General features: G+C 72.4%; 17 protein-coding genes. 6 read left to right on the top strand and 11 right to left on the bottom strand.

The features are described 5' to 3' along the window. The first annotated feature begins 76 nt into the window (after positions 1-76). Positions 77-3,349 carry an SdrD B-like domain-containing protein gene (locus ACIP37_RS08485; protein ID WP_400805588.1) on the top strand — a complete coding sequence of 1,091 codons (3,273 nt, stop codon included), beginning with the start codon at positions 77-79 and terminating at the stop codon, positions 3,347-3,349. Between the two features lie 184 nt (positions 3,350-3,533). On the opposite strand, the gene ACIP37_RS08480 is transcribed toward ACIP37_RS08485, so the two are convergent. Both ACIP37_RS08480 and ACIP37_RS08475 read right to left on the bottom strand, forming a co-directional pair. After that, complete coding sequence (locus tag ACIP37_RS08480) at positions 3,534-4,631, bottom strand: PP2C family protein-serine/threonine phosphatase (RefSeq protein ID WP_400805587.1); 1,098 nt, start codon at positions 4,629-4,631, stop codon at positions 3,534-3,536. Positions 4,632-4,928: 297 nt separating this feature from the next. Further along, on the bottom strand, positions 4,929-6,146 hold the full coding sequence (locus ACIP37_RS08475; RefSeq protein ID WP_400805585.1) for a cytochrome P450: 1,218 nt from the start codon (positions 6,144-6,146) through the stop codon (positions 4,929-4,931). A 192-nt stretch (positions 6,147-6,338) separates the two neighbouring features. Here ACIP37_RS08475 and ACIP37_RS08470 point away from each other — a divergent pair, with 192 nt between their 5' ends. Next, positions 6,339-6,695 carry an arsenate reductase family protein gene (locus ACIP37_RS08470; RefSeq protein WP_400805584.1) on the top strand — a complete coding sequence of 119 codons (357 nt, stop codon included), beginning with the start codon at positions 6,339-6,341 and terminating at the stop codon, positions 6,693-6,695. A gap of 48 nt (positions 6,696-6,743) precedes the next feature. Here ACIP37_RS08470 and ACIP37_RS08465 read toward each other — a convergent pair whose 3' ends face one another. Then, positions 6,744-7,214: a pyridoxamine 5'-phosphate oxidase family protein gene (locus ACIP37_RS08465; protein ID WP_400805582.1), complete on the bottom strand. Its 471-nt coding sequence runs from the start codon at positions 7,212-7,214 to the stop codon at positions 6,744-6,746. 65 nt (positions 7,215-7,279) lie between these two features. Between ACIP37_RS08465 and ACIP37_RS08460 the strand changes: the two genes are divergently transcribed. Further along, a complete protein-coding gene (locus ACIP37_RS08460; protein ID WP_363622287.1) occupies positions 7,280-7,828 on the top strand; it encodes a DUF1697 domain-containing protein in 549 nt (182 codons plus the stop codon). A 168-nt stretch (positions 7,829-7,996) separates the two neighbouring features. Further along, positions 7,997-8,560: a DUF1707 and FHA domain-containing protein gene (locus tag ACIP37_RS08455; RefSeq protein WP_063347333.1), complete on the top strand. Its 564-nt coding sequence runs from the start codon at positions 7,997-7,999 to the stop codon at positions 8,558-8,560. Positions 8,561-8,695: 135 nt separating this feature from the next. Here the strand turns inward: ACIP37_RS08455 and ACIP37_RS08450 are convergent, their stop codons facing one another. The 3 genes from ACIP37_RS08450 to ACIP37_RS08440 all read right to left on the bottom strand — a co-directional run bounded on the left by ACIP37_RS08450 (position 8,696) and on the right by ACIP37_RS08440 (position 11,485). Beyond that, a complete protein-coding gene (locus ACIP37_RS08450; protein WP_400805580.1) occupies positions 8,696-9,103 on the bottom strand; it encodes a hypothetical protein in 408 nt (135 codons plus the stop codon). Positions 9,104-9,331: 228 nt separating this feature from the next. After that, on the bottom strand, positions 9,332-10,123 hold the full coding sequence (locus ACIP37_RS08445) for a hemerythrin domain-containing protein (protein WP_363580900.1): 792 nt from the start codon (positions 10,121-10,123) through the stop codon (positions 9,332-9,334). Between the two features lie 294 nt (positions 10,124-10,417). Then, on the bottom strand, positions 10,418-11,485 hold the full coding sequence (locus ACIP37_RS08440; RefSeq protein WP_363628527.1) for an alpha/beta hydrolase-fold protein: 1,068 nt from the start codon (positions 11,483-11,485) through the stop codon (positions 10,418-10,420). 427 nt (positions 11,486-11,912) lie between these two features. On the opposite strand from ACIP37_RS08440, the gene ACIP37_RS08435 reads away from it, so the two are divergent. After that, positions 11,913-12,656: an SDR family oxidoreductase gene (locus ACIP37_RS08435; protein WP_363628529.1), complete on the top strand. Its 744-nt coding sequence runs from the start codon at positions 11,913-11,915 to the stop codon at positions 12,654-12,656. A gap of 37 nt (positions 12,657-12,693) precedes the next feature. Here ACIP37_RS08435 and ACIP37_RS08430 read toward each other — a convergent pair whose 3' ends face one another. From ACIP37_RS08430 to pulA, 5 genes are all read right to left on the bottom strand, one after another. Continuing rightward, the gene (locus ACIP37_RS08430) at positions 12,694-14,256 is read right to left on the bottom strand and encodes an AMP-binding protein (RefSeq protein ID WP_400805577.1); all 1,563 of its coding nucleotides are present in this window, start codon (positions 14,254-14,256) and stop codon (positions 12,694-12,696) included. Positions 14,257-14,311: 55 nt separating this feature from the next. Beyond that, positions 14,312-14,536: a hypothetical protein gene (locus ACIP37_RS08425; RefSeq protein WP_363580892.1), complete on the bottom strand. Its 225-nt coding sequence runs from the start codon at positions 14,534-14,536 to the stop codon at positions 14,312-14,314. 148 nt (positions 14,537-14,684) lie between these two features. Then, positions 14,685-16,424: a carbohydrate-binding module family 20 domain-containing protein gene (locus ACIP37_RS08420; protein ID WP_400843534.1), complete on the bottom strand. Its 1,740-nt coding sequence runs from the start codon at positions 16,422-16,424 to the stop codon at positions 14,685-14,687. 254 nt (positions 16,425-16,678) lie between these two features. Next, positions 16,679-19,015 carry a M4 family metallopeptidase gene (locus ACIP37_RS08415; protein WP_363372164.1) on the bottom strand — a complete coding sequence of 779 codons (2,337 nt, stop codon included), beginning with the start codon at positions 19,013-19,015 and terminating at the stop codon, positions 16,679-16,681. A gap of 549 nt (positions 19,016-19,564) precedes the next feature. Further along, entirely contained in the window at positions 19,565-25,072 is a 5,508-nt protein-coding gene (gene pulA, locus ACIP37_RS08410; RefSeq protein ID WP_400805572.1) for a pullulanase-type alpha-1,6-glucosidase, read from the bottom strand. Between the two features lie 316 nt (positions 25,073-25,388). On the opposite strand from pulA, the gene ACIP37_RS08405 reads away from it, so the two are divergent. Beyond that, complete coding sequence (locus tag ACIP37_RS08405; protein WP_363580884.1) at positions 25,389-26,354, top strand: phosphatase PAP2 family protein; 966 nt, start codon at positions 25,389-25,391, stop codon at positions 26,352-26,354. Positions 26,355-26,405: the final 51 nt, after the last annotated feature.

Here is a 26,405-nt window from a genome sequence, read left to right as displayed (position 1 = left end):
GGCCGATCGGGTGGAAGTAGGGGGTTGTGCGTTGCGTCGGGGGAGGGACGGTCGGACGGTCGGATGAACTTCCGAGATGCGCATTCACTTCCGGACCGGGCGGATCGCCTCGGTGCTGGCCCTGCTGGCCGGTTCGCTGCTCGGCAGCAGCGTGCTGGCGCCGCCGGCCCAGGCCGCGATCTCTTTCACCAAATCCGTCGACAAGGCGACCGCCTCCCCGGGGGAGAACGTCACCTACACCCTCCGGTACACCTGTTCCATCACCGAGTGCACCGACGGGCGGATCACCGACACCCTGCCGTCGAACATGCAGTTCGTCGGCTGGACGCCCGACCCCTCCTCGGTGGACCAGGCCGCCTCCACGGTGCCCGCGGCGGGCGCGATGGGCGGCACCATGGACATCAGGCTCAAGGACCTCAGCCCGGGCACCACCGCCACCATCACGGTGACGATGAAGTACCCGAACTTCACCACCCCCGACGGGGCGGCCTCCACCAACTCGGCCACCATGACGGCCACCGGTGAGCCCAGCCAGACCGCCACCGCCGACACCAAGGCCCAGGTGCAGCCGCAGTACACGGTGGCCAAGGGCATCCAGACCTCCAGCAGCGACGGGCGCACCGTCACCTACCAGTTCAGCGCCTGCGCCACCGACCTGGTGCCCAACGTCGACCTGGACACCAGCCGGCTGCTGGACACCCTGCCGCCCGGCGCCGTGGTGGACACCGGCCGCTCGCCCGGCTGGAGCCAGGTCGCGCCCGGCCCCAACACCTGGGGCTACGACATCGGGGAGTTCCGCTCCGGCAACGGCCGCGGCGGCTGCCGGCTGCCGGGTGTGCTGGTCGTCAACTACCCGGAGGCCGACTTCCCGGACGGGACGACCTCCGACAACACCGTGGACCTGTACGGCGACCCGATCGGCCCGGACGCCGAGCGCGAGCTCGACACCGCCGGCACCACCACCGGTCAGTTCCGGCCCCCGGCCACCGGTGTGATGGTGACCGCCAGCAAGGTGTGGCGCGACAGCGTCGTCTCCGGCGACCTCGACTCCTTCAGCCTGTCGGCCACCAACACCTCCGGCCCGGCCACCAGCCTGACCATGACCGACCCCGGCGCCGGCACCACCGACGGCCTGTACAACTGGCTCTTCCCGCAGTCCCTCCAGCTGGAGCCGTGGAACCCGACCAGCATCGGGCTCACCCTGCAGTACCGCCTCGACGGCGACCCGACCTGGCAGACCTTCAGCCCGTCCAGCCCGCTGGACGGGTCCAGCGCCCGCCGGATCACCTTCGTCCAGGGCGCCGGCGACCCGACCCGCGACGAGCTGGGCATCCCGGCCGGCCGCCGGCTCGACGGCCTCAGGTTCACCTGGGACGGCCCCATCCCGACCGGCTGGAGCCCGGGCAACTCGGTGCAGGTGATCACCCAGATCGTCACCCCCGGCCACGACGGGCGCCCGGCCCCCAGCCCGCTGACCAACTGTCTGGACACCACCGCCGGCGACGGCACCAGCACCTCCGCCGCCAACGCCTGCGCCTCGACCACCGTCACCGCCGCCACCAACCTGGGCGCGGCCAAGACCACCGTCGCCGGCGAGCTGTCCGCACCCGGCGGCATGGCGACCTTCCAGGTGATCCCGTACAACCGCAGCGGCCGCGACCTGACCCGCCCGCTCGTGCTGTACGACGTGCTCCCGGCCGGTGTCGTCTACGTCGAGGGCTCGGCCCGCCCGGACCCGAACTACCCGGACGCCAAGGCCCCCCAGTCGATCACCGTCACCCCCGGCCCGGACGGCCGCCAGATCGTCAGGATGGAATGGCCGCCCGGCGCGCCCGACATGACGTACCTGCACGACGCGCTGGCCTACCGGATGCTCTTCGACGTCCAGGTGGCCAGCAGCATCCGCTCCGGCGAGCTGACCAACGACATCTACGTCACCGTCGACCAGCCGACCGCGCCGGTCTCCTGCATGTTCTCCGGCTCCGACAGCGGCAGCACGCCGGACGTGCTGGACCTCAACGGCAACGGCGACACCTCCGAGCTCATGTGCCACGCCTCCTCCCAGATCCAGGTGGACGTGCCGAGCGTGCTGCGCTCGTACAAGGAGGTCATGGGCGACCTGGACGCCGACTACGTCAGCATCGGCAGCGCCACCCCCGGCGGCCGGATCTCCTACCGGATGACCGTCCGCAACGACTCGCCCGACCCGGTCACCGACTTCATCGCCTACGACAAGCTCCCCACCCCGGGCGACAACTACGTCCTCACCCAGGACGCTCCGCGCGGCAGCGCCTGGACCCCGTCGCTGAGCCAGCCGATCACCACCAGCGACCCGACCGTGGGGATCGAGTACACCACCGACCCCAACCCGTGCGTCGACGCCGCCCTGGTCAACCGGACCGGCTGCAACAGCGGCGCCACCTGGAGCAGCACTTTCCCCGGCCCGGGAACGGCCACCTGGTTCCGGGTCCGCCGCCCCGGCAGCCTGCCCTCCGGCGAGGCCTTCACCCTGACCTGGCCCATGGTCGCCTCGGTGGACGCCCCCGACGGGGAGTACGCCTGGAACAGCTTCGCCTTCACCGCCACCGACGCCAGCGGCCGCCAGCTGCTGCCCGCCGAGCCGGCCAAGGTCGGCGTCGCCGTCAAGCAGACCAGGCCCTCCGACAACGCGCTCGGCGACTTCGTCTGGCAGGACGTGGACAGTTCCGGCATCCAGAAGCCCGGCGACCCGGGCATCGCCGGCGTCACGGTGAAGCTGCTCGACGGCAACGGCCAGCCCGTCCGCGACAAGAACGGCAAGCCGGTCACCACGGTGACCGACCAGAACGGCCACTACCTCTTCGACCACCTGCCCGACGGCAGCTACGCGGTGCAGTTCGACCTGTCCACCCTGCCCGCCGGCGCCGTCGTCACCAAGCGGGGCGTCGGCACCGATCCGGCCAAGGACTCGGACGCCGACCCGGCCACCGGCATCACCCAGACCGTCACGCTCAGCGGAGGGCAGCGCGACCTCGACCTCGACATGGGCGTGATCCTGCCGACCACCCCCACCGGGTCGCCGTCCCCGTCGCCGTCCCCGACCTCCTCGCCTTCCCCGACGTCGTCCCCGTCGCCGACGTCCTCGCCGACGCCGTCGCCGTCCCCCTCGCCGACCGCGACCCGGTCCGGCAGTACGACCCCGACCGCCGGCCCGACCCACAGCGCGAGTCCGTCGGCGAGCGGCGGGACACTGCCCAACACCGGCGGCTCGGCGCCCGACGCGCTGATCGCCGCCCTCGGCGCCCTCGCCGTCCTGGGAGGTGTGGCGCTGTGCGCGGTGGTCTACCGGCGGCCCGGACGACACAGCTGACACCGACGACGGACAACTGAACACCCGACCGACACCAGTGGCGCCGCCCCCAGCGGCGCCACTGGCGCGTTGTCGGAGGCGGACGGGCAGGCAGGCGGACGGGCAGGCGGGCAGGCGGGCAGGCGGGCAGGCGGGCAGGGCTGGAACCGGGGGCTCGGGCTGCGGGAGTTCACCCGGGGAAGGCCTACGGGCGCTCCGGAGTCAGCGCCAGGACGGCGAGGTCGTCGGCGAGCAGGCCGGCGTACTCGTGGACGTCCTGGGCCAGGAAGGAGACCAGCCGGTCGGGCGAGGTGGTGCCGAGGGCGGCCAGGCGGGGGGCCAGCGGGTAGAAGGCGCCGGTGGCGTCCCGGGCCTCGCTCACACCGTCGGTGTAGAGCAGGACGGTGTGGCCCGGGGGCAGCGCGACGGCGGTCGGCTTGCCGCGCTCGTCGGGGGGCCCGAGGTGGGCCAGGCCGAGCGGGAGTTCGTCCGCGCAGGACACCGGGGTGATGGTGTGCTCGGTGAGCAGCAGCGGGGTGGTGTGGCCCCGGTTGACGATCTCCACGCAGTCGGAGCCCGGCCGGTACTGCAGCAGGACGGCGGTGACGAACAGCTCGTCGTCGCCCCGGTCGGCGGCGTCGCGCAGGACGGCACGGTCCAGCTGGTCGGCGAGGTCGACCAGGTCGGGGGTGTCGTGCGCGGTCGCCCGGAAGGCGCCGAGCACGTCGGCCACCGTACGGACGGCGCCGAGGCCCTTGCCGCGGACGTCGCCGAGCAGCACCCGGACGCCGAAGCGGGTGTCGCACACCTCGTACAGGTCCCCGCCGACCAGGACCTCGGCCTGGGCCGGGCGGTAGAGGCCGGCCACCCGCAGACCGCCCGCCCGCTCGGGCACCGGGCGCAGCACGGTGCGCTGCAGGGTCTCGGCGACGGTACGGGCGTGCAGCAGGGTGCGGTTCTGCCGGGTCCGCTGCCAGGACAGGGCGGTGCCCATCACCCCGGAGAGCAGCGTGGCGATGTAGACCCAGACGTGGTGCTGCTCGTCGATGTGGCCCGCCCGCACGGCCAGCACCAGTTGCAGCGCCAGGGCGCCGACCGTGGTGGTGGCGGTCAGCACCGGGCCGTAGCTGAACGCCGCCACCACGGGCAGCGCGGTCAGCAGGAAGCCGGCCGCGACGGCGTCCGGGACGACCGCCTCGGCGGCCAGGTCGAGCAGCAGGAGGAGCACCGGCAGCCAGGGCACCCAGCGCGGTGCCCGGGGTTCCACGGCCGCCGGATGCTCCGGGCGGGGTACTACGGGCACGGTGGGGTCCTCCTGGCCGACCGGTCGGTATGACCGGTTCGTCCCTCCATGCTCTCCTACGGAGGACCCGGCCACGAACGGCCGAACGTCCCGGTTTCCGGGGCCGACCAGGCCCGGAAGCGGGGCGTCAGGGCCGGTCGGCGGACGGTGACCGACCCGGCCCCGGCCGGCGGACGGGGCCGGTGGGCGGTCGGCGGGCGCGCCGACAACCGGGCCGGTGGGCGGTCAGCGGCGGCCCGGCCGGTGGGCGGTCGGCGGTCAGCGGTCAGCGGTCAGCGGTCAGCAGCGAGACGGTCATCAGCGGACGATCACCGGCAGGGTCTCGAAGCCGCGCAGGACCAGGCGGTCCCGCCGGGCCGGCACGCCGCCCGGGGCCAGCCGGGGGAAGCGGTCGAGCAGGGCGGGCACCGCGACCTCGGCCTCCAGTCGGGCCAGCTGGGCGCCCAGGCAGTAGTGCGGGCCGCCGCCGAAGCTCAGCGGCTGGCTGTCCCGGCGGGTCGGGTCGAACACCTCCGGGCGGTCGTACCGGGCCGGGTCGTGGTTGGCCGCGCCGAGCAGCAGGAGCGCCACGTTGCCGACCGGCACGGGCAGCCCGTCGACGGCCAGCCCCTCGGCCAGCGCCACCCGGGAGGTGAGCTGGACCGGGGAGTCGAAGCGCAGCACCTCGTCGGTGAAGCCGGCCGGGGTGATCGCGCCGCTGCGCAGCCCGGCGGCCGCCTCCGGGTGGCGGAACAGCAGGGCCAGGCCGTTGCCGAGCAGGTTGGTGGTGGTCTCGAAGCCGGCCACCAGCAGCAGCACCAGGTTGGCCAGCAGTTCCCGGGCGGGCAGCCGCTCCGGGTCGTCGACGGCGATCCGGGCCAGGTCGGTGACCAGGTCGTCCTGCGGGCGGGCGAGGCGCTCGGCGGCCAGCTCGGTGAAGTAGCCGGCCAGTTCGTCGGCGGCCTCGTCCGCCTCGGTGAGCTCGGAGCGGTCGTCGATGAACTCCAGGGCGACGGTGAGGTCGGAGGCGAGGTCGCGGAAGCGGTAGCGGTCCCGCTCAGGGACGCCGAGCAGTTCGCAGATCACCCCGACCGGCAGCCGGAAGGCGAAGGCGTCCATGAAGTCCACCGGCGAGCCGTCGGCGCCCTGCTCGGCCATCCCGTCCAGCAGCCCGGCGACCGCCTCCTCCACCGCCGGGCGCAGCGCGGCCACCCGGCGGGCGGTGAAGACCGAGGCGATCAGCGAGCGGACCCGGGGGTGGTCGGGCGCGTTGCGCTGCAGGATCGAGCGGCCGAACAGCGCCAGCGACGGGTGCTCGGCGAACTCCGGGGTCAGCTCCGCCATCATGTCGGCGGTCGCGACGGCGAAGGCGGGGGTGCGCAGCACCTTGTCGGCCGCGGCGTGGCCGGCCACCAGGAAGGTGTCCGGCCCGGCGGGCACCACCGCGCCCAGCGCGTGTGCCCGCGCGTACAGCGGGTACGGGTCGGCCCGGCCCTCGCTGGTCAGCAGTTCCTCGATGATCGCCGCGCCGTCCATCCGGTGCTCCCCTCCCAGAGGCCACGTTCCTGCTGCGTGAACCACCGGAGGGTGCAGCGGAGTTCCCGTCCGGCGGGGGCGCCGGGCCGGACCGGGGGCTCGACCGGCGGAGGCCCGGGTGCGCGCCCGGCGGGGGCGCCGGGCCGGGCGGGTTGGCGCCCGGCCGTCGGGCGGCTCGGTAGGGTTGCCGGTATGGAGATCTGGATCAACCCGCGCTGCGGCAAGTGTCGATCGGCGCTCGGCGAGCTGGAGGCCGTCGGGGCCGAGTACACCGTGCGGCGCTACCTGGAGAATCCGCCGACCGCGGCCGAGCTGGAGCAGGTGCTGGAGCGGCTGGGCCTGGAGCCGTGGGACATCACCCGCATCGACGAGCAGGTCGCCAAGGACCTGGGGATGCGGAAGTGGTCCCGGGAGCCGGCGGACCGGGACCGCTGGATCGCGGCGATGGCGGAGCACCCGATCCTGATCCAGCGCCCGATCATCACCGCGGACGACGGCCACGCCGTCGTGGCCCGCACCCCCGAGGCGGTCAAGTCCGTCCTGCCGTAGCAGCGCCGCGTCCGGAGCCCAAGAGGCGTCCGGGGCGTCCGGGGCCGGTCAGTGCAGCTGGATCCGCTGCACCGGCCGGCCCGGGTGCCAGTTGAGGACCCACAGGTGGCCCTCCCCCACGGCGGTGTGCACCACCTGCTCCAGGTCCAGCCGGAAGGCGTGGAAGGCGGTCGGCGGCGGCTCGGGCAGATCGGCCGCGTAGGCGGAAAGTTCGGCCTCGTCGGTGATCTCGACCGCGCGGCCGGAGACCTTGGAGTCCCCGCCGGCCATCGTCTCGTCCCCCGGGTGGGCGTGCAGCGCGAAGCGGCCGTCCCGTTGGAGGTCGCGTGCCTTGGCCGAGCCGTGCATCGACCCGAGCATCAGGTCGGCGCCGACGAAGTCGACCTCCGTACCGCTCACCCGGGGCGAACCGTCCTTGCGCAGCGTCGCCAGGACGTGGTGCTTCTCGGCTTCGAACCGGGCCCTCACGAGGGGGGCCAGCTCGGGTGCCTGCTGCTCGAAATCCTGCCAGGTGGCCATGGTGCCAGTCTGGCACCGGGCACCGACAACCGCCGGGTGTCAGGGGCCGGTGCCAGACTGGCGGAGTGACCACCACGACCACGTACATCGCGTTCCTGCGGGCGATCAACGTCGGCGGCCGGACGGTGCGGATGGAGCGGCTGCGGGCGCTCTTCGCCGAGTTGGGGCTCGGGGGCGTGCGCTCCTACATCCAGAGCGGCAACGTCTTCTTCACCACCGACGAGCCGGACCGCGCCGCCCTCACCCGGCGCATCGAGGAACACCTGGAACGCTCCCTCGGCTACCCGGTGCCCACGCTGCTGCGGACGGTCGACGAGGTGGCCGCGCTGCTGGCCGCCGAGCCGTTCAGGGGCGTCGAGGTGACGCCCGACGTCCGGCTGGTGGTGGCCTTCCTCTCCGAGCCGCTGCCCGCCGACCTCGCCCTCCCCCGCCTCTCGCCGAAGGGCGACCACGAGGTGGTCGGCGCCGACCCGGGCGCTGCGTACGTGGTGGTCCACCTGCGGGACGGCAAGTGGGTCACCGGGGAACTGTTCGGCAAGGCCTACCGGGGTGCGGTCACCTCCCGGTTCCTGCACACCACCGAGAAGATCCTGGCGGCCGCCCGGAAGGGCTGACCTCCTGACATCCGCGCACCGGCCACCCCGGCACCCAACCGCCAGGCAACCCGGCCACCCGGAACCGCGGTGGCGCACCGGGCGTCTGGAGTGCAGTGACGTACTCACCGCGCGCCGGCACCCGGCGTGATCTGGACAGTCCGAGCCGGCCGAGCCGACAATCGGGCCATGACGTCTCCTGAGTTCCGCACCGGCGCCGTCCGGCCCTCCGGCGCGGTCCGCCCCTCGGACGCCGAACGGGACCAGGCGCTCGGGGTGCTCAAGGACGGAGCGGGCAGCGGACGGCTGTCGCACGACACCTTCCTCGGCCGGATGGAGATCGTCCTGCACGCCACCAGCCGGGGCGAGTTGGACGAGGCGATGACCGGGCTGCCGACCGGGAGCCCGGTCGAGCGCTTCCTGCTGCGGACGGTCGGCCGGGTCTCCGCGTTCGGGGACCGGCTGCGCCGGGCCTGGCGCACCGAACGGCTGCCCGGGCTGAGCCTGCCGGAGACCGGGGCCGGGCAGTTGACGATCGGTCGGTTCCCCGGCTCGGGGCTGCGGCTGCACGACGCCTCGGTGTCCCGACGGCACGCCGAACTGCGGCGCGAGGGCGGCGGCTGGGTGCTGTACGACCTGGGCTCGACCAACGGCACGCATGTGAACGGGCGCCGGATCGCGGGCGGGGTACGGGTCCGGCCGGGCGACCAGGTCCGGTTCGGGAACCTGGAGTTCCGGCTCGCCTCGGACTGAGTCGCACCCCCGGCCGGTCGGTACGGACCCGAGCGGGCACCGGGGAGGCGTCGGGTGGGCGTCCATGCGTGCGGACGGTGAACGTGCGGGTGTGCGGGCGGGTGTGCGGGCGTGCGGGCGTGCGGGCGGTGAACGTCAGCCGCGGGTGACGTGCAGTTCGGCGTAGCGGTCGCCCTTGTCCGCCTTGCGCAGGGTGACCTTCGCCGTGCCGACGGCGGTCTCGGCGCCCTTGCCGATGGTCTTCCGTTCGTCCCCGACCGCGACCTCGACCGTGCTGTCGGTGATGTGGCTGACGGTCATCTTCACGGTGCGGTCGCCGCCGAAGACCTGGAGGGTCTTGGAGGCCTCGGCGTCATCGGTGCGCACGACGACGTCGCAGCTGTCGTCGTCGAGGCAGAGCGCGACACCGCCGTCGCAGGCGGTCAGTCCGGCGCCGAGGGTGAGGACGGCGCCGGCGGCGAGGAGCGCCGGGCGGCGGACGGCGGGCCCGAAACGGCGCCGGGCAGGGGTTCGGTGGGAGTTCGGGGTGCTCGCTGTGGTCATGGCGTCGACGGTAGGCGCCCGCACGCGCCCCGCCATCGGCCGTCGGCGGTACGCACCCCCTGGCCGGCCCCGGAGCGCCCGAACGATCGCGACCCCGAGGGCGATGGGTCGAATCCCCTAGGGGACGAGGGGAGTTGGAACTGTTGGATCGGATTCCGGAAAGGCTCGGCATATGCCTCAGAGGTATGCCACGCGCGTAGATCGACGGGCCGCGAAAAGGACCGGCGGTCAGTCGGCGACACCGCCCAGGTCGCTGCCCCGCGCACCGGCCGGGCCCCACAGCGGCGCCATGCAGCGCTGGTAGGTGGCCTGCCAGTGCGGCCAGTTGCGGGCCACGTCGTCGTCGCACTCGGCCAACAGCCGCTCCACCAGAGCCGGTTCCACACCCTCCAGCAGCCAGGCCAGCGCGTCCGCCGTCCCCGGGCCGTCCGCCGAGCGCAGCAGGTCCATCAGCTCGCCCAGGCCGCCGAGCCGGGAGCCCTCCGGGACCACCCGCTCCATCCGGGGCAGCAACTGGCGCTCCTCGATCCGCAGGTGCGTCTCCAGCCGGGCCGCCAGGTCCTCCATCGCGTACGCCACCGGCCAGGCGCTGCCGGTGTCCCGGCTGGCGATCCGCACCAGCGTGGTGACCCGAGTGAACGAGTGGTCGAGGTTGTGGTGGTCCGCCTCCAGCCAGTTGAGCAGCAGCCGCAGCTCGGGGGCGAAGCGGCGCACGATCGGCCAGATCCGGCTGTCCTGCTGCTCGTGGTGGCAGGTCAGCATCGCGGTCACGAAGCTCCAGTGCCGCAGCAGCGCCTCGCCGGCGTCGTCCTCGCCGGGCTGGAGCAGCCGCAGGGCGTTGGGCAGCCGGGCGAGGTCCCGGCGCAGCGCGGCGTGCACCAGCCGCAGTCCGGCGAAGCGGGCCGTCGCCGGCTCCTCGCCGACGGCCCGCACGGGCACGGCCGCGCCCCGGGTGTCGACCCCGGACCCCGCCTGCTCGGGCACGGAGGGGGACGGCTGGGGCAGTAGATGGATCGGCATGGCACTCTCTTCACGACGTCGTGGGGCGGGCGGGGCCAGCCGGTGGAGCGGCCCCATCCAAGGTGCTCACAGTCGATCAAAAGTGAATCAATGTCCGATTGACGCGCAGGTCACAGGCATGTGCGCGGGGGAAGCCGCGCTGCGCGGGTGCCGCCCCGCGATCGCCCGCCCCGGCCTCCGGACGCTGCCGGAACGCCGTGGGCCCGGGGCACCTGGGTGCCCCGGGCCCACGGCCTGCGGGTCGTCGTACGGCGCGTCGTGCGGACGGCCGCGCGGGTCGTCGTGCGGCTGGGATCAGTCGGCCTCCGGGCCCGCCAGGTTCTTGGTGAGCCACTGCAGCGTGTCCGGGATCATCTTCTTGAAGTCCGAGGTCAGGTGCTTGCCACCGGGCTGCTCGTAGTACTCCAGCGACGCCGGCGGGGCGGCCTTGGCGACCCAGCCCTTGACCAGCTTGGTCTCGTACGGGTTGGCGCCGCCCGCGGTGACCAGCATCTTCACGTCGGCCTTGCCCTGGGCGACCAGCACGTCGGGGTTGTTGGCCTGCCGCTCGGCGTCGTGGCCCTTCCACAGCCCCGAGTCGGGAACGTAGTAGCCGTCGATCGGGACGGCGGCCTTGTAGACGTCCGGGTGCTGGAGGGCGAGCTTGGCGCTGCAGAAGCCGCCGGTGGAGGCGCCCATCACGCCCCAGCCGTCGCGGCCCTTCACGGTGCGGAAGTTGGCGCGGACGAAGTCCGGGAGGTCCTGGGACATCCAGGTGCCCATCTTGGGCTGGCCCGGGATGTCGGAGCAGTCCAGCGCGTTGTGCTCGTCGCTGTTGAAGTTCTGCACCGGCATGATCATGATGAACGGGTGGGACTTGCCCGCCTTGACCAGCTGCTCGTTCTCCTCCTGGATCGGCAGCTGGTTGTCGGTCCAGGTGTTGTAGCCGTTGCTCTGGCCGCCCGCGAAGAGGGTGAGCACCGGGAAACCGGTCTTGGCGAACTTGGGGTCGTTGTACTCGGGCGGCAGCCAGACCCAGACCTTGCCGGAGACGCCGGACTTCGCGCCGGTCACCGTGGTCACCATGATCGGACCGGCGGACGTGTCCCGGGCCTTGCTCAGGGTGGCGGCCGGACCGGTGGGCATCAGCACCTTCCCGGTGGCGGCCGCGGGCTCCGCGGTGGTGGGCGCGGGCGTACCGCCGCCACCGGCGCTGGGCGAACCCCCCGTGGCGCCGGTACCGGTCGCACCCGGGGTGCCGGCCGCCTTGGCGCTGTCCCCCTTCCCGCCACCGGAACTCCCGCAGGCCGCCAGCGAGGCGGCCAGGGCGAGCACGGCGGCGCCGGTCAGGACGGCGCGGGAACGGGACGACTGCCTAAGCACGGTGAGGACTCTCCGACCGATGACACGCCCGGTCCGTCTGACCGGGCTGTGGCCCCCCGGTGGGGCCGGACAGGCCGGGGGCGCGGCGCTGGTGCGGTCCCCGGGGTGGCGGCGCGTCCTCCCTCGCGGTGGCGCGCCTTCCTGCGATCTTATGACGTGGACCGGGGTGGCTCGGTTGCGCGGTGGCCACCGGAAATCCAATGTTTGTTCGCGATCAGGTAAAGGCCTTCACCGCTCCCCCCGGTCGGCGGGGGCCGGACGGCGGGGAGCACGGTCCGCGGCCTGTCCGGGGGTGCGAATTTTGGGGCCTTCGACCAGTGACGGCGGCCGCCGCATCCGCAACGATCGGCTCACGCCCCAACCGACCCGCGCCCAGCCGAAGCCGAAGCCGAAGCCCACCAGACCCGAGCAGACCCAGGAGAACGCCATGCCCCAGCAGATCGCCGTCGTCACCGGAGCCGGGAGCGGAGTCGGCCGGGCCGTGGCGGCCGAACTGGCCGCGGCCGGCTGGCGGCTGGTGCTGGCCGGCCGGCGGGCCGAGCCGCTGCGGGAGACCGCCCGCCTGGGCGGCACCCCGACCGCGGTGGTGCCGACCGACGTCACCGACCCGGCGGCGGTGGACGCGCTGTTCGCCGGAGCCGTCGAGCGCTTCGGCCGGGTGGACCTGCTGTTCAACAACGCCGGCACCTTCGGCGCGGCCGTGCCGGTGGAGAACCTGGAGGTCGAGGCCTGGCGGGCGGTGGTCGACCTCAACCTGACCGGGGCGTTCCTCTGCGCCCGGGCCGCGTTCCGGCAGATGAAGGCGCAGGACCCGCAGGGCGGCCGGATCATCAACAACGGCTCGATCTCGGCGCACGTCCCGCGCCCGCACTCGATCGCCTACACCGCGACCAAGCACGCGGTCACGGGGCTGACCAAGTCGCTGTCGCTGGACGGCCGCCCGTACCGGATCGCCTGTGGGCAGATCGACATCGGCAACGCGGCGACCGACATGACCGCCGCGATGACCACCGGGGTGCGGCAGGCGGACGGGCAGATCGCGGTCGAGCCGACCATGGACGTGGCCGACGTGGCCCGCACCGTCCGACACATGGCCGAACTGCCGCTGGAGGCCAACGTGCAGTTCGCCACCGTGATGGCGACCGCCATGCCGTACGTCGGGCGGGGCTAGGGCTGCCTGCCGGAGGTCCGCCGTCGGGCTCCCGCCGTCAGTCCGCCACGGACTCGCGCAGTCGCTTCTTGTCCGGCTTGCCCACCGCCGTCAGCGGGATCGCGGCCACGACGTGCAGGGCCTCCGGCGCGTAGATCCGCCCCTTGTGGGCCGTGACGAACGCGCGGACCTCCTCCAGGTCCGGCCGCTGCCCCGACGCGGCGACGACGGCGACGTGGACGTGCTCCGCCTCCTGCGCGTCGCGCACCCCGAAGACCGCGCACTGCGCGATCGCCGGGTGGGTGAGCAGCAGGTCCTCGACCTCGGACGGGTAGACGTGCCCGCCGACCACGATGATCTTGTCCTTGAGCCGGTCGGCCAGGTAGAGGTAGCCGTCCGCGTCGAAGTAGCCGATGTCGCCGGTGTTCAGCCAGCCGTCGCGCAGCACCTCGGCGGTCAGGTCGGGCCGCTTCCAGTACCCGGCCATGACGGTGTCCGAGCGGACGTGGATCTCGCCCTGCTCCCCCGTCGGCAGCTCGGTGCCGTCGGCGGACCGGATCACCACCTCGACGCCCGGGAGGGGGCGGCCGACCGCGATCTGGCCGCCGTGCCCGACCCGGTCGTGCTCGTGCGGGGCGAGCATGCAGATGTTCTGCGCCTCCGACTGCCCGTAGCCGCTCCACAGGACCGGCCCGAACACCTTGAGCGCCTCGCGCACCCGGGTGGGCGAGGCCGCGCAGCCGCCGTACGAGACCCGGCGCAGGCTGGACAGGTCGGTGCGGCCGATCGCCGGGTGGTCGAGCAGCTGGTAGAGCAGCGGCGGCAGCACCCACAGGTCGGTGATGCGTTCGCGCTCGATCGCGGCCAGCACCGCGCCGGGGTCGAAGGAGCGCTGGAGGACGACCGCACCGCCGTGGTGAAGCGTCAGGTCGGAGAAGAGCCCGGCGAGGTGGGCGAGCGAGGTGGCGGCGAGGAAGCGGGGCGCGTCGCTCGCCATGCGGCCGGGGGTGTCGAAAACCTTCCGGTAGGCGCCGTGCAGGCTGCGGATGCCCTTCGGGATTCCGGTGGTCCCGCCGGTGTGCCGGATGCCCCAGTCGTCGTCCGGGCCGACCCGGACGGCCGGCGGCTCGGCGGGCCGGTGGGCGGCGGCGGCGATCACGTCCTCGCCGATCGCATCCGGTCCGGGGCCGAGACGCAGGACGGCCGGCACGTCGATCAGGGGCAGCAACTCGGCGGCCACCGGGTACCGTTCGGCGTCGACGAGCAGGACGGCGGTGTCGACGCTCGTCGCGATCTCGGCCAGGGTCGAGGCGCTCATGCCGTCGTAGAGGTTCACCACCCGCGCACCCGCGAGGCCTACCGCGTAACGGGCGCTCAGCGCCTCGGCGGTGTTGCCGGCGAGCAGGGTCACGGTGTCGCCGCGCACCACGCCCCGGGCGACGAGCTCGTGGGCGAGGCGGTAGGTGGCGGCGGCGAAGTCACCGGCGGTGAGTTCGACGCCGTCGGCGGTGGTGATGGCCCGTCGGTCGGGGTCGGCGGCGAGGGACTGAAGAATCAGGGCGGGAGCGCTGACGAACTCCGGTTCGTTCACGGCCACTTCTTCCTCGCGGTTCGCAACCATGTCCCCACCCTAACCCAACCCCATTTCCAGGGCCGGGAATTATACCCGATGGCGATCACTCGTCGTGCGAGTGGCGGTAGCGGAGCGAGCCGGCGCGGTCGCCGTCCAGCCGGTAGACGCTGGTGGTCGGCCAGTACTCGCCGCTCTCCGCGGCGGGCAGGCGGGCCCGGAGCAGCATCCGCAGTGCGGGCGGCGGGGCGGCGGCGTTGACGCGCTTGCGGTGGCCGTCCCAGCGGCCGCCGCACAGTTCGAGGTCAAGGACGAGGGGGGTGGTTCTCATCCCGCGATCGTGTCAGCGCCGCTTCGCCAGCCGAGGTTTGAACCGGCACGGCCACCCGCACGAGGGACCCCCGTCAGGCCAGGCTGACGGGGGTCCAGGGGCGGCCCGAGGGCGGTCCGGAGGTGTCACGGGCGCGCCGCCCGGGGCCCTACGGCCGCCAGGTGTCGTTCAGGGTGACCAGGCCCGAGGCCGGCGCGGTCGCCGTCCGGTTGGCCCCGGACTCCCAGGTCACCGCGCCGCTCGCGTCCTTGCGGACGTACTTGTACTGGAAGGCCGTGCCGGCCGGCAGCGCGAGCGACAGCGACCAGACCGGGTAGCCGGCCGAGGAGAGCGGCAGCGCCTTGGCCGGGTCCCAGCCGCCGAGCGCGGCGACGTCGCCGACCACGTAGACGTTCTGGCCGTTGACGGTGGTCGCGTTGACGTTGAACGAGGCGCCGGAGCTGCTGGCCGCCCCGCCCGGGACGTACAGCGCGATCGCGTCGCCCGCGCCGACCGTCGCGGTGAACTGCCCGTTGGCGCCCACCTGGTAGGTCGGGCCGGTGCAGCCGCCGCCCGGCTGCGGGTCGCCGTGCTGGACATCGCAGTAGGTGCCGGCCGCGAGCCCGGTCTGGAAGGTCCGGGTGATCGGGCCGCTCTCGTGGTTGAGCGCGACGTAGCCCTTGTTGCCGCGGCCGAAGGCGATCGCGTTGTTGCCGTTGGACCACCAGTTGGTCACGCCGGTGCCCGCGACGGCGTTGCGGAAGCCGACCATGTTGGCGATCTGCCGCCAGGCGTGGGTGCAGTTCCAGCCGTCCTGGTAGCAGGCGTTGACGGTGCCGCCGTTGGGCGGGCCGTCGTCGTTGTTGGTGAAGGCGTAGCCGGAGTAGACGTTGGGCGCGCCGTACGGCGAGGCGAGCAGGAAGACGTTGGCCAGCGTGTAGGTGTTGCCGTAGGTGTAGTTGAGGGTGGAGCCGTTGCGCTCGGTGTCCCAGTTGTCGATGAAGGAGCGCGCCTGCCCGCTCGGCAGGTACCCCCAGGAGGCGCCCCAGCCTGACAGGTTGGCGAGCTTGTCGCTGGTGAACATCCGCTTGAGGTCGGTGCCGACGCGGAACTCGTCGATGTCGCCGGTGCCGGTGTACTCGGTGGGCTGGACCGGCTCGCCGGCGCCGTAGATGACCTCCTGCACCCAGTAGGCCTTGGGGTTGGCCGTCTTCGCCTTGATCGCGGCGAGGTCGCCGGCGGCGATGTGCTTGGCGGCGTCGATCCGGTAGCCGTCGACGCCGAGGGAGCCCAGGTCGTCCAGGTAGCGGGCGATGGTCTGCTGGACGTACGCGCTGCCGGTGTCCAGGTCCGCGAGGTTGACCAACTCGCAGTTCTGCACGTTGGAGCGGTCCTGGTAGTTGGTGATCGGCTGGCGGCAGGAGTGGAAGTCCTGGTCCTGGTAGGTGCCGGGGTAGGTGTACTTGGTGTACGCGGTGCCGCCGGTGCCGGTGCCGGAGCCGGCCGTCATGTGGTTGACGACGGCGTCGGCGATGACCTTGACCCCGGCGGCGTGGCAGGTGTCGACCATGTTCTTGAAGGACGTCCGGTCGCCGAGCCGCCCGGCGATCCGGTAGCTGACGGGCTGGTAGGAGGTCCACCACTGCGGGCCCTGGATGTGCTCCTGGGGCGGCGAGACCTCGACGAAGCCGTAGCCCTTCGGGCCGAGCGTCGAGGTGCAGGCCTGGGCGACCGAGTCGAAGCGCCACTCGAAGAGGGTGGCGGTGACGTCCTTACCGTTGTTGGCGGGTGGGGCGGCCTGGGCGGCGGGGGCGCCGAGGGAGGTGGCGAGCGAGAGCGCCAGGGCCGCCGAGGCGGCGAGGGCGCCGGCCGCGCGGGCGGTCCGGCGGGTGGGGGCGGTGGTGACCACGTCGTCTCCTGGGGGGTGGCTGGGGTGGGGGCAGCCGGGGATGAGCCGTGCGGGAAGAGCTATGCAGGAAGTTTCTGTAACTTGCCGGAAACTTGCAGCGCTGAACCTAGGGCCGCCGGGAGAGAGCGTCAAGGGCCTGGGAGGAACGTTTCTGCACCATCTGGGCCCGGACGCACGACAAGGGCCCGGCAGCCGTAGCCGCCGGGCCCCTCACCTGTCCTGGTTCACCGGGCCCGCGGGGGCCCGGTCCGGACTCAGCCGGTCTGGATGGAGGTGTCGTCGATCACGAAGCTCGTCTGCAGCGAGGCGTCCTCGGTGCCGGTGAACTTCAGGGTGACCGTCTGGCCCGCGTAGGACGAGAGGTCGAAGGTCCGCTGCTGGTAGCCCGCCGCGGCGTCCGCGTTGGAGTACGTCTTCAGCGTGGTCCCGTTCACCGACACGGCCAGCTTGTCGTACGCGGTGCTGCCCGACTCAGCGGTGTCGATGTGCAGCCAGAAGCTCAGCGTCGCCTTGCAGCCCGCCGGGATCGTCACCGTCTGCGCCAGCGTGTCGGTGTGCGAGGAACCGTAGCCGTTCAGCCACGACTTCCACGAACCACCGTGCGCCGCCTGCGAGGAGCTGTTGTCCACCACGCCGGAGCTGGTCGTCCACGGCGCCGCCGAGCCCGTCTCGAAGCCCGCGTTGCCCAGCAGCTGCGCCGGCGTGCAGGTGCCGCCACCGCCACCGGTCACCGTCCACGTGAAGCTCGCGGTACCGGACTTGCCCGCCGAGTCCTTCACCGTCACCGTCACGTTCGACGAACCCGCCGTGGTGGCGGTACCGGTGATCGCACCGGTGGAGGCGTTGATCGCCAGCCCGGCCGGCAGACCCGTCGCGCTGTACGACAGCGGCGCGGTACCACCGGAGGCCTTGATCTGGAGGTTCACCGCACCGCCGACCGCGGTCGACTGGTTGCCCGGGCTGGTGACGGTGATGCCGCCGGGGTTGGGCAGCGAGCCGACGTTGACGGCGGCCCAGGCCGTGGCGACCGCGTTGTACTCGGCGCTGTTCGCGCCGTACAGGTCGGTAGCCGCGTTCAGGGTCGCGGTGCGGGCGGCGGCGTAGTTGGTGGTGGAGGTCATGTACGCGGTCAGCGCCTTGTACCAGACCTGCTGGGCCTTGTCCCGGCCGATGCCGCCGACGGTGATGTTGTTGACCGTCGGGCTGTTGTAGCTGACGCCGTTGATCACCTTGGCGCCGCTGCCCTCGGCCAGCAGGTAGAAGAAGTGGTTGGCGACACCGGACGAGTAGTGCACGTCCAGGTTGCCGACGCCCGAGTACCAGGAGTCGGCGGAGGTGCCGTCCTTGGAGGGCTTGTCCATGTAGCGCAGCGGCGTGCCGTTGCCGTTGATGTCGATCAGCTCGCCGATCAGGTAGTCCGGGTTGTCGGCGGGCAGGTTGGCGTAGAACTCGACCATCGAGCCGAAGATGTCCGAGGTGGCCTCGTTGAGGCCGCCGGACTCGCCCGAGTAGTTCAGGTTGGCGGTGGCCGAGGTGACGCCGTGGCTCATCTCGTGGCCGGAGACGTCGAGTTCGGTGAGCGGGTGGGTGTCGCCCGAGCCGTCGCCGTAGGTCATGCAGAAGCAGCTGTCGTCCCAGAACGCGTTGACGTAGCCGGTGTCGTAGTGGGCCCGGCTCATCGCGCCGACGCCGTCGTTGCGGATGCCGTTGCGGCCGAAGGTGTTCTTGTAGAAGTCCCAGGTGGCGGCCGCGCCGAACTGGGCGTCCACGGCGGCGGACTCGCGGTTGCTGGCCTGGCCGTTGCCCCAGGTGTCGCTCGACTTGCTGAACAGCGTGCCGTTGCCGGAGGTGCCGTTCTTCATGTCGGTGGTGTACTGGCCGCCGCGGGTGGCGTCCTTCAGCGAGTACGTCGAGCCGCTCTGGGTGGTGGTCAGCGGCACGTTGCCGACGAACACGCCGTTGCCGGAGCCGCGCTTGATGCCGTCGGCCTTGCTGAGCACGTCGCCGGTCGCGGCGTCGGTGACCACGTGCAGCTTGCTCGGGGTGCCGTCGGACTCGCGGCCGGAGACGACGGTCTCCCAGGCGAGCTTCGGGGTGCCGTCGGCGGCCCAGACGACCAGGCGCGGCGCGGTGTCGACGGCGGCGCCCTGCTCGGCGGCGAGCGCGGCGGCCTGGGCCTTCGGCGCGGCCTGGGCCGGCGTGGTGCTGACACCGGCAAGATTGGCCTCGCTGGCCTTGGTCACGCTCTTGGTGGCGCCCGCGGCGTCCTGGTGGACGATCAGGTCGCCGCCGAGCACCGGGAGTCCGGCGTAGGTGCGCTCGTAGCGCAGGTGGCGGCCGCCGTTGGTGTCCAGGACGACGTCCTTGGTGACCAGCTTCTCCTGGCTGCTCAGGCCCAGGGCCTGGACGAAGGACGCGGACTGCTGGTTCGCGGAGGCGATCAGCGCGGCCCGGTCCGACTGCTGGGCGGCGACGGCGGACGGGGCGTCGGGCGTCGCGGCCTGCGCGATGACCGGTATGCCGGTCACCAGCAGCGCGGTGGTTGCGGCCATGACAACCGCGGCCTTCCGGGCGTGAGCGTAACGGGACATGCGGACTCCTTTTCCGACCGGCGCGGGTTCGCGCCGGTGGAGAGAAACCTGGGCCGCAGGGTTGCGGCGCAGTGGGGGCCCCCGCCCGGGGTGTGCGACGGGGGTGCGATTGCGGTGCTCACAAGTCGTGGCAGGTTTGGGACGCGCTGCACCTGAACTGGTCAGCCGCACCGGGGGGTGGGGCCCCCTCGTCTGCAGCCGCAGGAATCGTGGCAGCAAACGAGTCGTTAATGACAGATGCATGCCACGGAATGGCCGATTCATTACCGAAACCGTATGCATGACTGTTCATCAGTTGTGTTACCCCTTTGAGAACTCATGAACACGGTTTTCATGATCCGGGGAATGTTCGATCACTTCCGGAAGTCACTGACCAGCACTCAGGGCCCCCGCCCGCACCACCCGGTGGCCGACGGCGCCGGGCGGGCGCGGCACATCACGCTTCCGGCCGTGCCATCGGTGCTTTCCGGCCACCGGGCGGCCAAAACGAAACGGGTCCCGCACCGCCACAACGGCGGTGCGGGACCCGGGGGTTCCGGCGTTCGTCGATCAGCCCTGGACGAACACCGCCACGGTACGGCCCGGCACGGTGAAGGTGCCGGTCACGGCGTCGAAGCCGGACTGCTTCACCACCGCGTCCGCGCCGCCCGCCTGGACCGGGTGCAGGGCCTGGCCCGTCCCCTTCAGGGCCGCCACGGTCTGCGCCTGCGCGGTGGGCGTGGCGTTGAACACCACGGTGACGCCCTTCTCGGCGCCCTTCAGCCCGGTGCCGTCCAGGTGCAGGGTGATCACCCCGGGCGTCTCACCGGGCGTGCCGGAGAGCGGGTAGGACAGCCGCTGCTGGACGGCGGCCAGGGTGGGCAGCGAGAACAGCGGCGAGGACCGCTTGATCCGCAGGAACTCCTGGTACTGCGCGGAGGTCGCGCGGATCTCGGCCGCCCCCACGGTCAGCCGCGGGTTCGCCAGCAGGGACTGCGCGGTCGGCCACATCTCCTTGTTGTCGGCCGCCGGCGGCAGGCCGCGGCCCCAGCCGTTGCCCTGCGACGGGTCCCAGTGGATGGCGTTGAACCAGTCGCCCGAGTCGTAGGAGTTGGCGTCCAGCGACTTGGAGCGCAGCAGGTCGCTGCCGGCCTGGGCGAAGCCCGCGCCCTGGGTGAGCGCGGTGAGCGAGAGCCCGAGCGCCTGCATCCGGGCCCGGTCGGCGGGCGTGGTGCCGGTCGGCAGCTTGTACGCGAGCGCGTCGAACAGGTCGGTGTTGTCGTGGGCGTCCACGTACTCCACCGCCTCGCCCGGCTTGGCCGCGTACCCGGTCGGGGCTCCGTTGTAGTCGACCTGCGCGCCGGTGACGGCCCGGCCCGAGCTGTCGGTGAAGGAGTAGCCGGCCAGGTTGCCGGCCAGTCCGACCTTCAGCTGGTCCATCTGGTGCAGCAGCCGGTCCTTCTGCTCCTGCGGGGTGCCGTTGGCGGGCGAGCCGTTGGGGTCGGTGTACAGGCCCGAGGCGAAGCCCTGCTGCGGGGCGGAGTTCAGCATGAAGTTGCCGCCGCGGGCGGCGTCGCGGAGCCGGTCGTCGAAGGTGGCGATGCCGGTGCCGGCCAGGTTGAGCTGGGTGGCCTGCTCGAACCGGGCGTTGTTCGCGACGACGCCGAAGTTCCAGCCCTCGCCGTAGAGGAAGACGTTCTTCCCGTCGACGCCGTCCGAGGCGGGCGTCATCTTCCGCAGCGCGGCCTGCACGTCCAGCATGGTGGACTTCGGGTCCAGGCCCATCAGGTCGAAGCGGAAGCCGTCGACCTTGTACTCGCGGGCCCAGGTGGTCACCGAGTCGACCACGAGCCGGTTCATCATGGCGTGCTCGGGCGCGGTGTCGGCGCAGCAGCTGTCCGCGGTGACCTTGCCGTTGTCGTCCAGCCGCTGGTAGTAGCCGGGGACGACCTTGTCCAGTACCGAGTGCTCGGCCTGGCCGCTGGCGGCGGTGTGGTTGTAGACCACGTCCAGCACCACCCGCAGCCCGGCCTCGTGCATCGCCTGCACCATCCGCCGGAATTCGACGGTGCGCGCCACCCCGGTCGGCTCAGTGGCGTACGACCCCTCCGGCACGGTGTAGTGCAACGGGTCGTAGCCCCAGTTGTACGCGTCGTCGGCGGCGACGGCCGCCACGCATTCCTGCTGCTTCGGGCCGTCCGGGGGCAGGGACTTGAGGTCGCAGGCCGGCAGCTTCTGGTCGGCCCGGTTCTCCCGGATGGTGGCGATGTCGAAGGTCGGCAGCAGGTGGACGGTGGTCACCCCGGCCTGGGCGAGCTCCCGCAGGTGCCGCATGCCGGCCGACTGCGACTCGGTGAACGCCAGGTAGGTGCCGCGCTCGGCGGCCGGGACGGTGGTGTCCTCCACCGAGAAGTCCCGGACGTGCAGTTCCTGGATCTGCTGCCGCGCCGGCGGGACGGCCTCGGGGACGTTCTGCTCCTCCCAGCCCGCGGGCTTGAGCTCCTTGGCGGCGAGGTCGGCGACCAGGCTGCGCCTGGAATCGGTGGACAGCGCGACCGAGTACGGGTCGGTGACGGTGTTGACCACCACCTGCTGGACGGAGGGCGCCCAGACCTTCACCTGGTACAGGTAGTACTTGCCGTCCAACTCGCCCTTGTCGCGGACGACTTCCCAGACGCCGGTCTCGTCGTCCAGCTTCAGCGGCAGCGTCTTCGGGGTGCCGCCGGTCGCGCCGTCGAAGACCTGGACGGACACCTCCTGCGCGGTCGGCGCCCACACCGACAGCGCCACCTTGCCGTTGTAGTAGGCCGGGCCGAAGTCCACCCGGCCGGTGCGGCGCGCGTAGAGGTCGTCCAGCACGCCGGGGGTCTGCACGCCGGTGGCGGCCAGCACGGCGCCGCTGGGCAGGTGTTCGGTGAACAGCAGCTGGCTGCGCAGCGCGGCCGGGACGCGCGCGGTGTCCCGGGCGTCCACGGTGAAGGCCCGGTAGCCCGCCAGGTGCGGGAACGCGGCCTTCTGCGCGGCGGTCAGGCCGCCCTGGGCGGCGTTGAGCCGGATCCAACGGCCGGGCTTGGTCAGCACGCCCTTGTCGGCGCGGATGCCGCCCTCCGTGTCGTACACCAGCTGGGCGCTGGTGCCGCCGGCCAGGGCCGCGTCGCCCGCGCCGTAGGCCGCCGGGACGACGACGGTCCTGGCGTCGATCCACTGGGCCTTGGCGGTGCCGAGGTCCACCTGCGCGGAGGCGGCGGCGTTCTGCGGCAGCAGGTGGCCCTCGCGGCCACCGAGCAGCCACACCTCGCGGCCGTCGACGGCGAGGTCCAGGGACTGGTCGGTGGGCAGGTCCTTGTCGTTGCCCTTGTGCAGGATGTAGCTGAGGCTGGTCGCGCCGGGGGCCAGCGGCACCTCGAAGACGGCGCCGAAGGCGTCGCGGCGCACCGGCATCAGCGGCTTGCCCCAGTCGGTGGGGGTGGCGGCGCCGGTCCAGTCGTGCAGGCCCCAGCCGTCGTAGTCGCCGTCGGCCCGGTTGTAGTGGAGGACGGCGGTGTTGGCGGGCGGAGTGTTCACCGGGCCCGGGTCGGCGGTGCGCACGGCCGGGTCGCCCTGCCGGAGCCAGACCTCGCCGGTGGCGCCGACGTCGACGTGGCGGTCGGCGTCGACGTCCTTGACGCCGTTCTTCTCGACGACGAACCCGACGTCCGAGGCGCCGGGCTTGAGCTTCACGTAGGCGAAGGCGCCGTACGCGTCCCGGCCGGTGAAGGCGTGCCCGGCGGGCCACGGGGTGGCCTCGCCGTCGGCGAGGTCGCCCCAGGCGTAGAGGTTCCAGCCGTCGTAGTCGCCGTCCGGACGGTTGTAGTGCACGACGGCGTACGGGCGGGCGCCGGCGGTGGGCACCGGCTTGGGCGCGGGGGCGCCGGTGGTGAAGCTCGCGGTGGCGGAGCGCAGCCGGCCGCTGGAGTCCTGGACGACGGCCTTGTAGCGGACGACCGTGCCGGGGGCGGTGGCACTCAGGTCCTGGGTGACCAGGTTCCGCCCGGTGTCGGCGGTGCCCAGGGTCTGCCAGGGCCCGGTGCCGATCTGGGCGGCGAAGGTGACGCGGTTGAAGCCGCCGCCGGTCGTGGCGCCGACGGTGACGGTGCCGCTCGAACCGTCGGCCGGGGGCTGCACGGAGAGCCGCGGCGCCGCCGTGGTGGGTGCGAGGACTGCGCCCGCCTTGAACACCACCGAGGAGAGCGCCGGCACGGTCACGGTGACCTTGCGGTCGGCGCCGGAGGTCGCTTTCCCGCCCGTTGCCGGGTAGATCCGGTCGAAGCCCATCCCGGCGGAGAAGGTGTCGAGGGTGACGGTCTTCGCCTCGGCGGCGTTGTTGACCGCCACCAGGTACTCGGTCCGCTGCCCGGCGTCGATCCGGGAGAAGGCGTACACGCCCGCGCCGTCGGCGGCGTAGCGCTCGATCTGGGCGCCGTCGGCGAGCGCCGGGTTGTCGCGGCGCAGCTTGGCCAGCGCGGCGACGTCCTGGTAGAGCGCGCCGCCCTGCCCGTACCGGTCGGCCGGGCCGGAGGGGCCGCCGAGCACCCGGTCGCCGTTGTAGGAGGGCGTCTTCGAGGCGAACATGTCCTGCCGGGCGTCCTGGTCGCCGCCCGCACCGGTGAAGCCCTGCTCGTCGCCGTAGTAGACGACGGGCTGGCCGCGGGTGAGGAACTGGAGCTCGTTGCCGAGCCGGTCCTTCTTCAGCAGGGTGGCCTCGTCGGCGCCCGGGTTGTCGGCGAGCAGGAAGGAGCCGAACCGGCCCATGTCGTGGTTGCCGAGGAAGGTCGGCAGCTCGTACGCGTCGGTGTCGGCGGTGGTGTAGCGGTAGTCCTGGCCGTAGACGTCGGCGAGGTTCTTCGCCGAGCCGCCCTGGGAGACGTAGCTGCGGGCGGCGCCCTGGAACGGGAAGTCCAGGGTGGCCTGGAGCTTGCCCTTGGTGACGTACGGCGAGGTGATCGCCGGGTCGCCGGAGTAGACCTCGCCGAACATGAAGAACTTCTTGTTGCCCTGCTTGGCGGCGAAGTCCTTGAGCGCGGGCGCCCACTGCTGCCAGAACGCCATGTTGACGTGCTTGACGGTGTCGATCCGGAAGCCGTCCACGCCGGCGTCCTTGACCCACTGCTGGTAGACCTTCTCGAAGCCCTTCACCACCCGGGGGTTCTGGGTGTCGAGGTCGTCCAGGCCGCTGAAGTCGCCCTCGGTGGCGGACTCGCCGACGAAGGTCGAGTCACCGCGGTTGTGGTAGAGCGCGGGGTCGTTGAGCCAGGACGGGGTCTTGGCCGTGGCGTCGGCGGGCTTGCGGAAGACCGGGGTGTAGGGGAAGGAGTCCTTGGTGAGCCGCGGCCAGGGCGCGCCCGCGCCCGCGTCGGCGATCGCGGTCTCGTCGACGGGGTTGCCGTCGGCGTCGAGGGTCGGGTAGGCGCCGACGGAGCGGTAGCCGTGCTGCTGTTCGGCGTCGTCGATGACGTCGGCGGTGTGGTTGGTGATGACGTCGAAGAAGACCTTGATGCCGCGGGCGTGGGCCTTGGCTATCAGGTCCTTGAGCTGGTCGTTGGTGCCGAAGTGCGGGTCGACCTGGGTGAAGTCGGTGATCCAGTAGCCGTGGTAGCCGGCCGAGGCCTGGTCGCCGCTGCCCTGGACCGGCTTGTTCTTGAAGATCGGGGCCATCCAGATCGCGGTGGTGCCGAGGTTCTGGATGTAGTCGAGCCGCTGGATCAGGCCGGCCAGGTCGCCGCCGTGGTAGAAGCCCTTGTCGGCCGGGTCGAAGCCGTGGTCCAGCCGGCCGCCGGTGATGCCCCCCGTGTCGTTGGCGGGGTCGCCGTCGGCGAAGCGGTCGGGCAGGACGAAGTAGAACTGCTCGCGGGTGAGGTCGTGCCGCCCTGCGGTGGCCGCCAGGGCGGCGTCCGAGGGCGGGGCCGGCGGGGCGGCGGCGAGGGCCGCGGGCGCGCTGCCGAGGGTGGCGGCGGTCAGTGCGGCGGCCAGCAGGACGGCCGTGCGGCCGGGTCTGCGTCGGGGGGTGCTCCGCCGGGGGCGGAGCCGGACATCGGCCACTGAGGGTCTCCCTTAGGGGAAGGGGTGAGCGAGTTCCCTGGAAGCTAGCGGCCTGCAATATGTTTCAGCAAGATGCAGAAACCGTTTCGTTCCGGGAAACTCCAGGCCAGGACCGTTGCCGCCACCCCGATTACGCCCTTCGAGCGGTCGGCGTAACAATGGGACGTATGCCTGTCCCGCCGGTAAGCACCAGACCCGACCGCACCCCCTACCCCGGTGGGAGCCGCCCCCTAGCCCTCAAGGGGGACAGCCGGTGAAGAATCCACTGCCAGGGGATGATCGGACGGCGACGGGACGTCTGGCAGACTTCTCGTCCATGGGGGAACCGACCAAGATCCAGCACGGCCGCGAACAGCGCGCCGAAGCGGCGCGTGGTGACGGTTCCGGAGCACGGCCGGCCTCCTCGGGACGCCTGCCCGACGGAGCCGCCCGCGCCACTCAGTCCCGTATCGCCGCACTGCGCGGCCGCATCCGCGACCAGCGGCGCTCACCGGCCCGGCCGAAGATCTGGTTCGAACTGGCCCTGATCGGGATCAGCTACTGGATCTACTCGATCATCCGCAACGCCGTCCCGGAACAGGCCTCGATAGCCCAGAAGCACGCGCGCTGGATCTGGGACCTGGAGCAGTCGCTGGGCATCGCCGTCGAGCGTTCGATCAACCACGCCGCGAACAGCGTCGGGTGGCTCATCACCGGGATGAACTACTACTACGCGACGCTGCACTTCGTCGTGACGATCGGCGTGCTGGTCTGGCTCTACCGCCGCCACCCCGGCCGCTACGTCGCCGCCCGCACCGTGCTGTTCGCCACCACCGCGATCGCCCTGATCGGCTTCTTCTTCTTCCCGCTCGCACCGCCCCGGCTGATGACCGACGGCGGCTTCATCGACACCGTGAAGGTGCACGGCACCTGGGGCTCGATGGCCTCCGGGCCCGCCGCGCACGTGTCCAACCAGTACGCGGCGATGCCCTCGATGCACATCGGCTGGTCGATGTGGTGCGGGCTGGCCATCTTCTACCTGGCCCGCCGGACGTGGGTCCGGGTGCTCGGCCTGCTCTACCCGCTGGCCACCCTGGCGGTGATCGTCTCGACCGCCAACCACTTCTGGATGGACGCCGTCGGCGGCGAGCTCTGCCTGGCCGTGGGCTTCCTCACCGCCCGCTGGCTGTACCACTCCTGGGTCTACAAACTGCCCCAGGTGCCCGCCCGGGAGGCGGCGGAGGAGCCGATCACCGTCCCCGAGCAGTGGAGCGAACCCGCGGCGACCGGCGCCCGCCGGTAGAGCTGCCGGACCCGGACGAACCGAAGGGGCCCCACCCGGGGCCCCTTTCGC

It is taken from the genome of Kitasatospora sp. NPDC088861, from assembly GCF_044750105.1.
GTDB lineage: Bacteria > Actinomycetota > Actinomycetes > Streptomycetales > Streptomycetaceae > Kitasatospora.
This window is presented reverse-complemented; position numbering and strand designations above follow the sequence as displayed.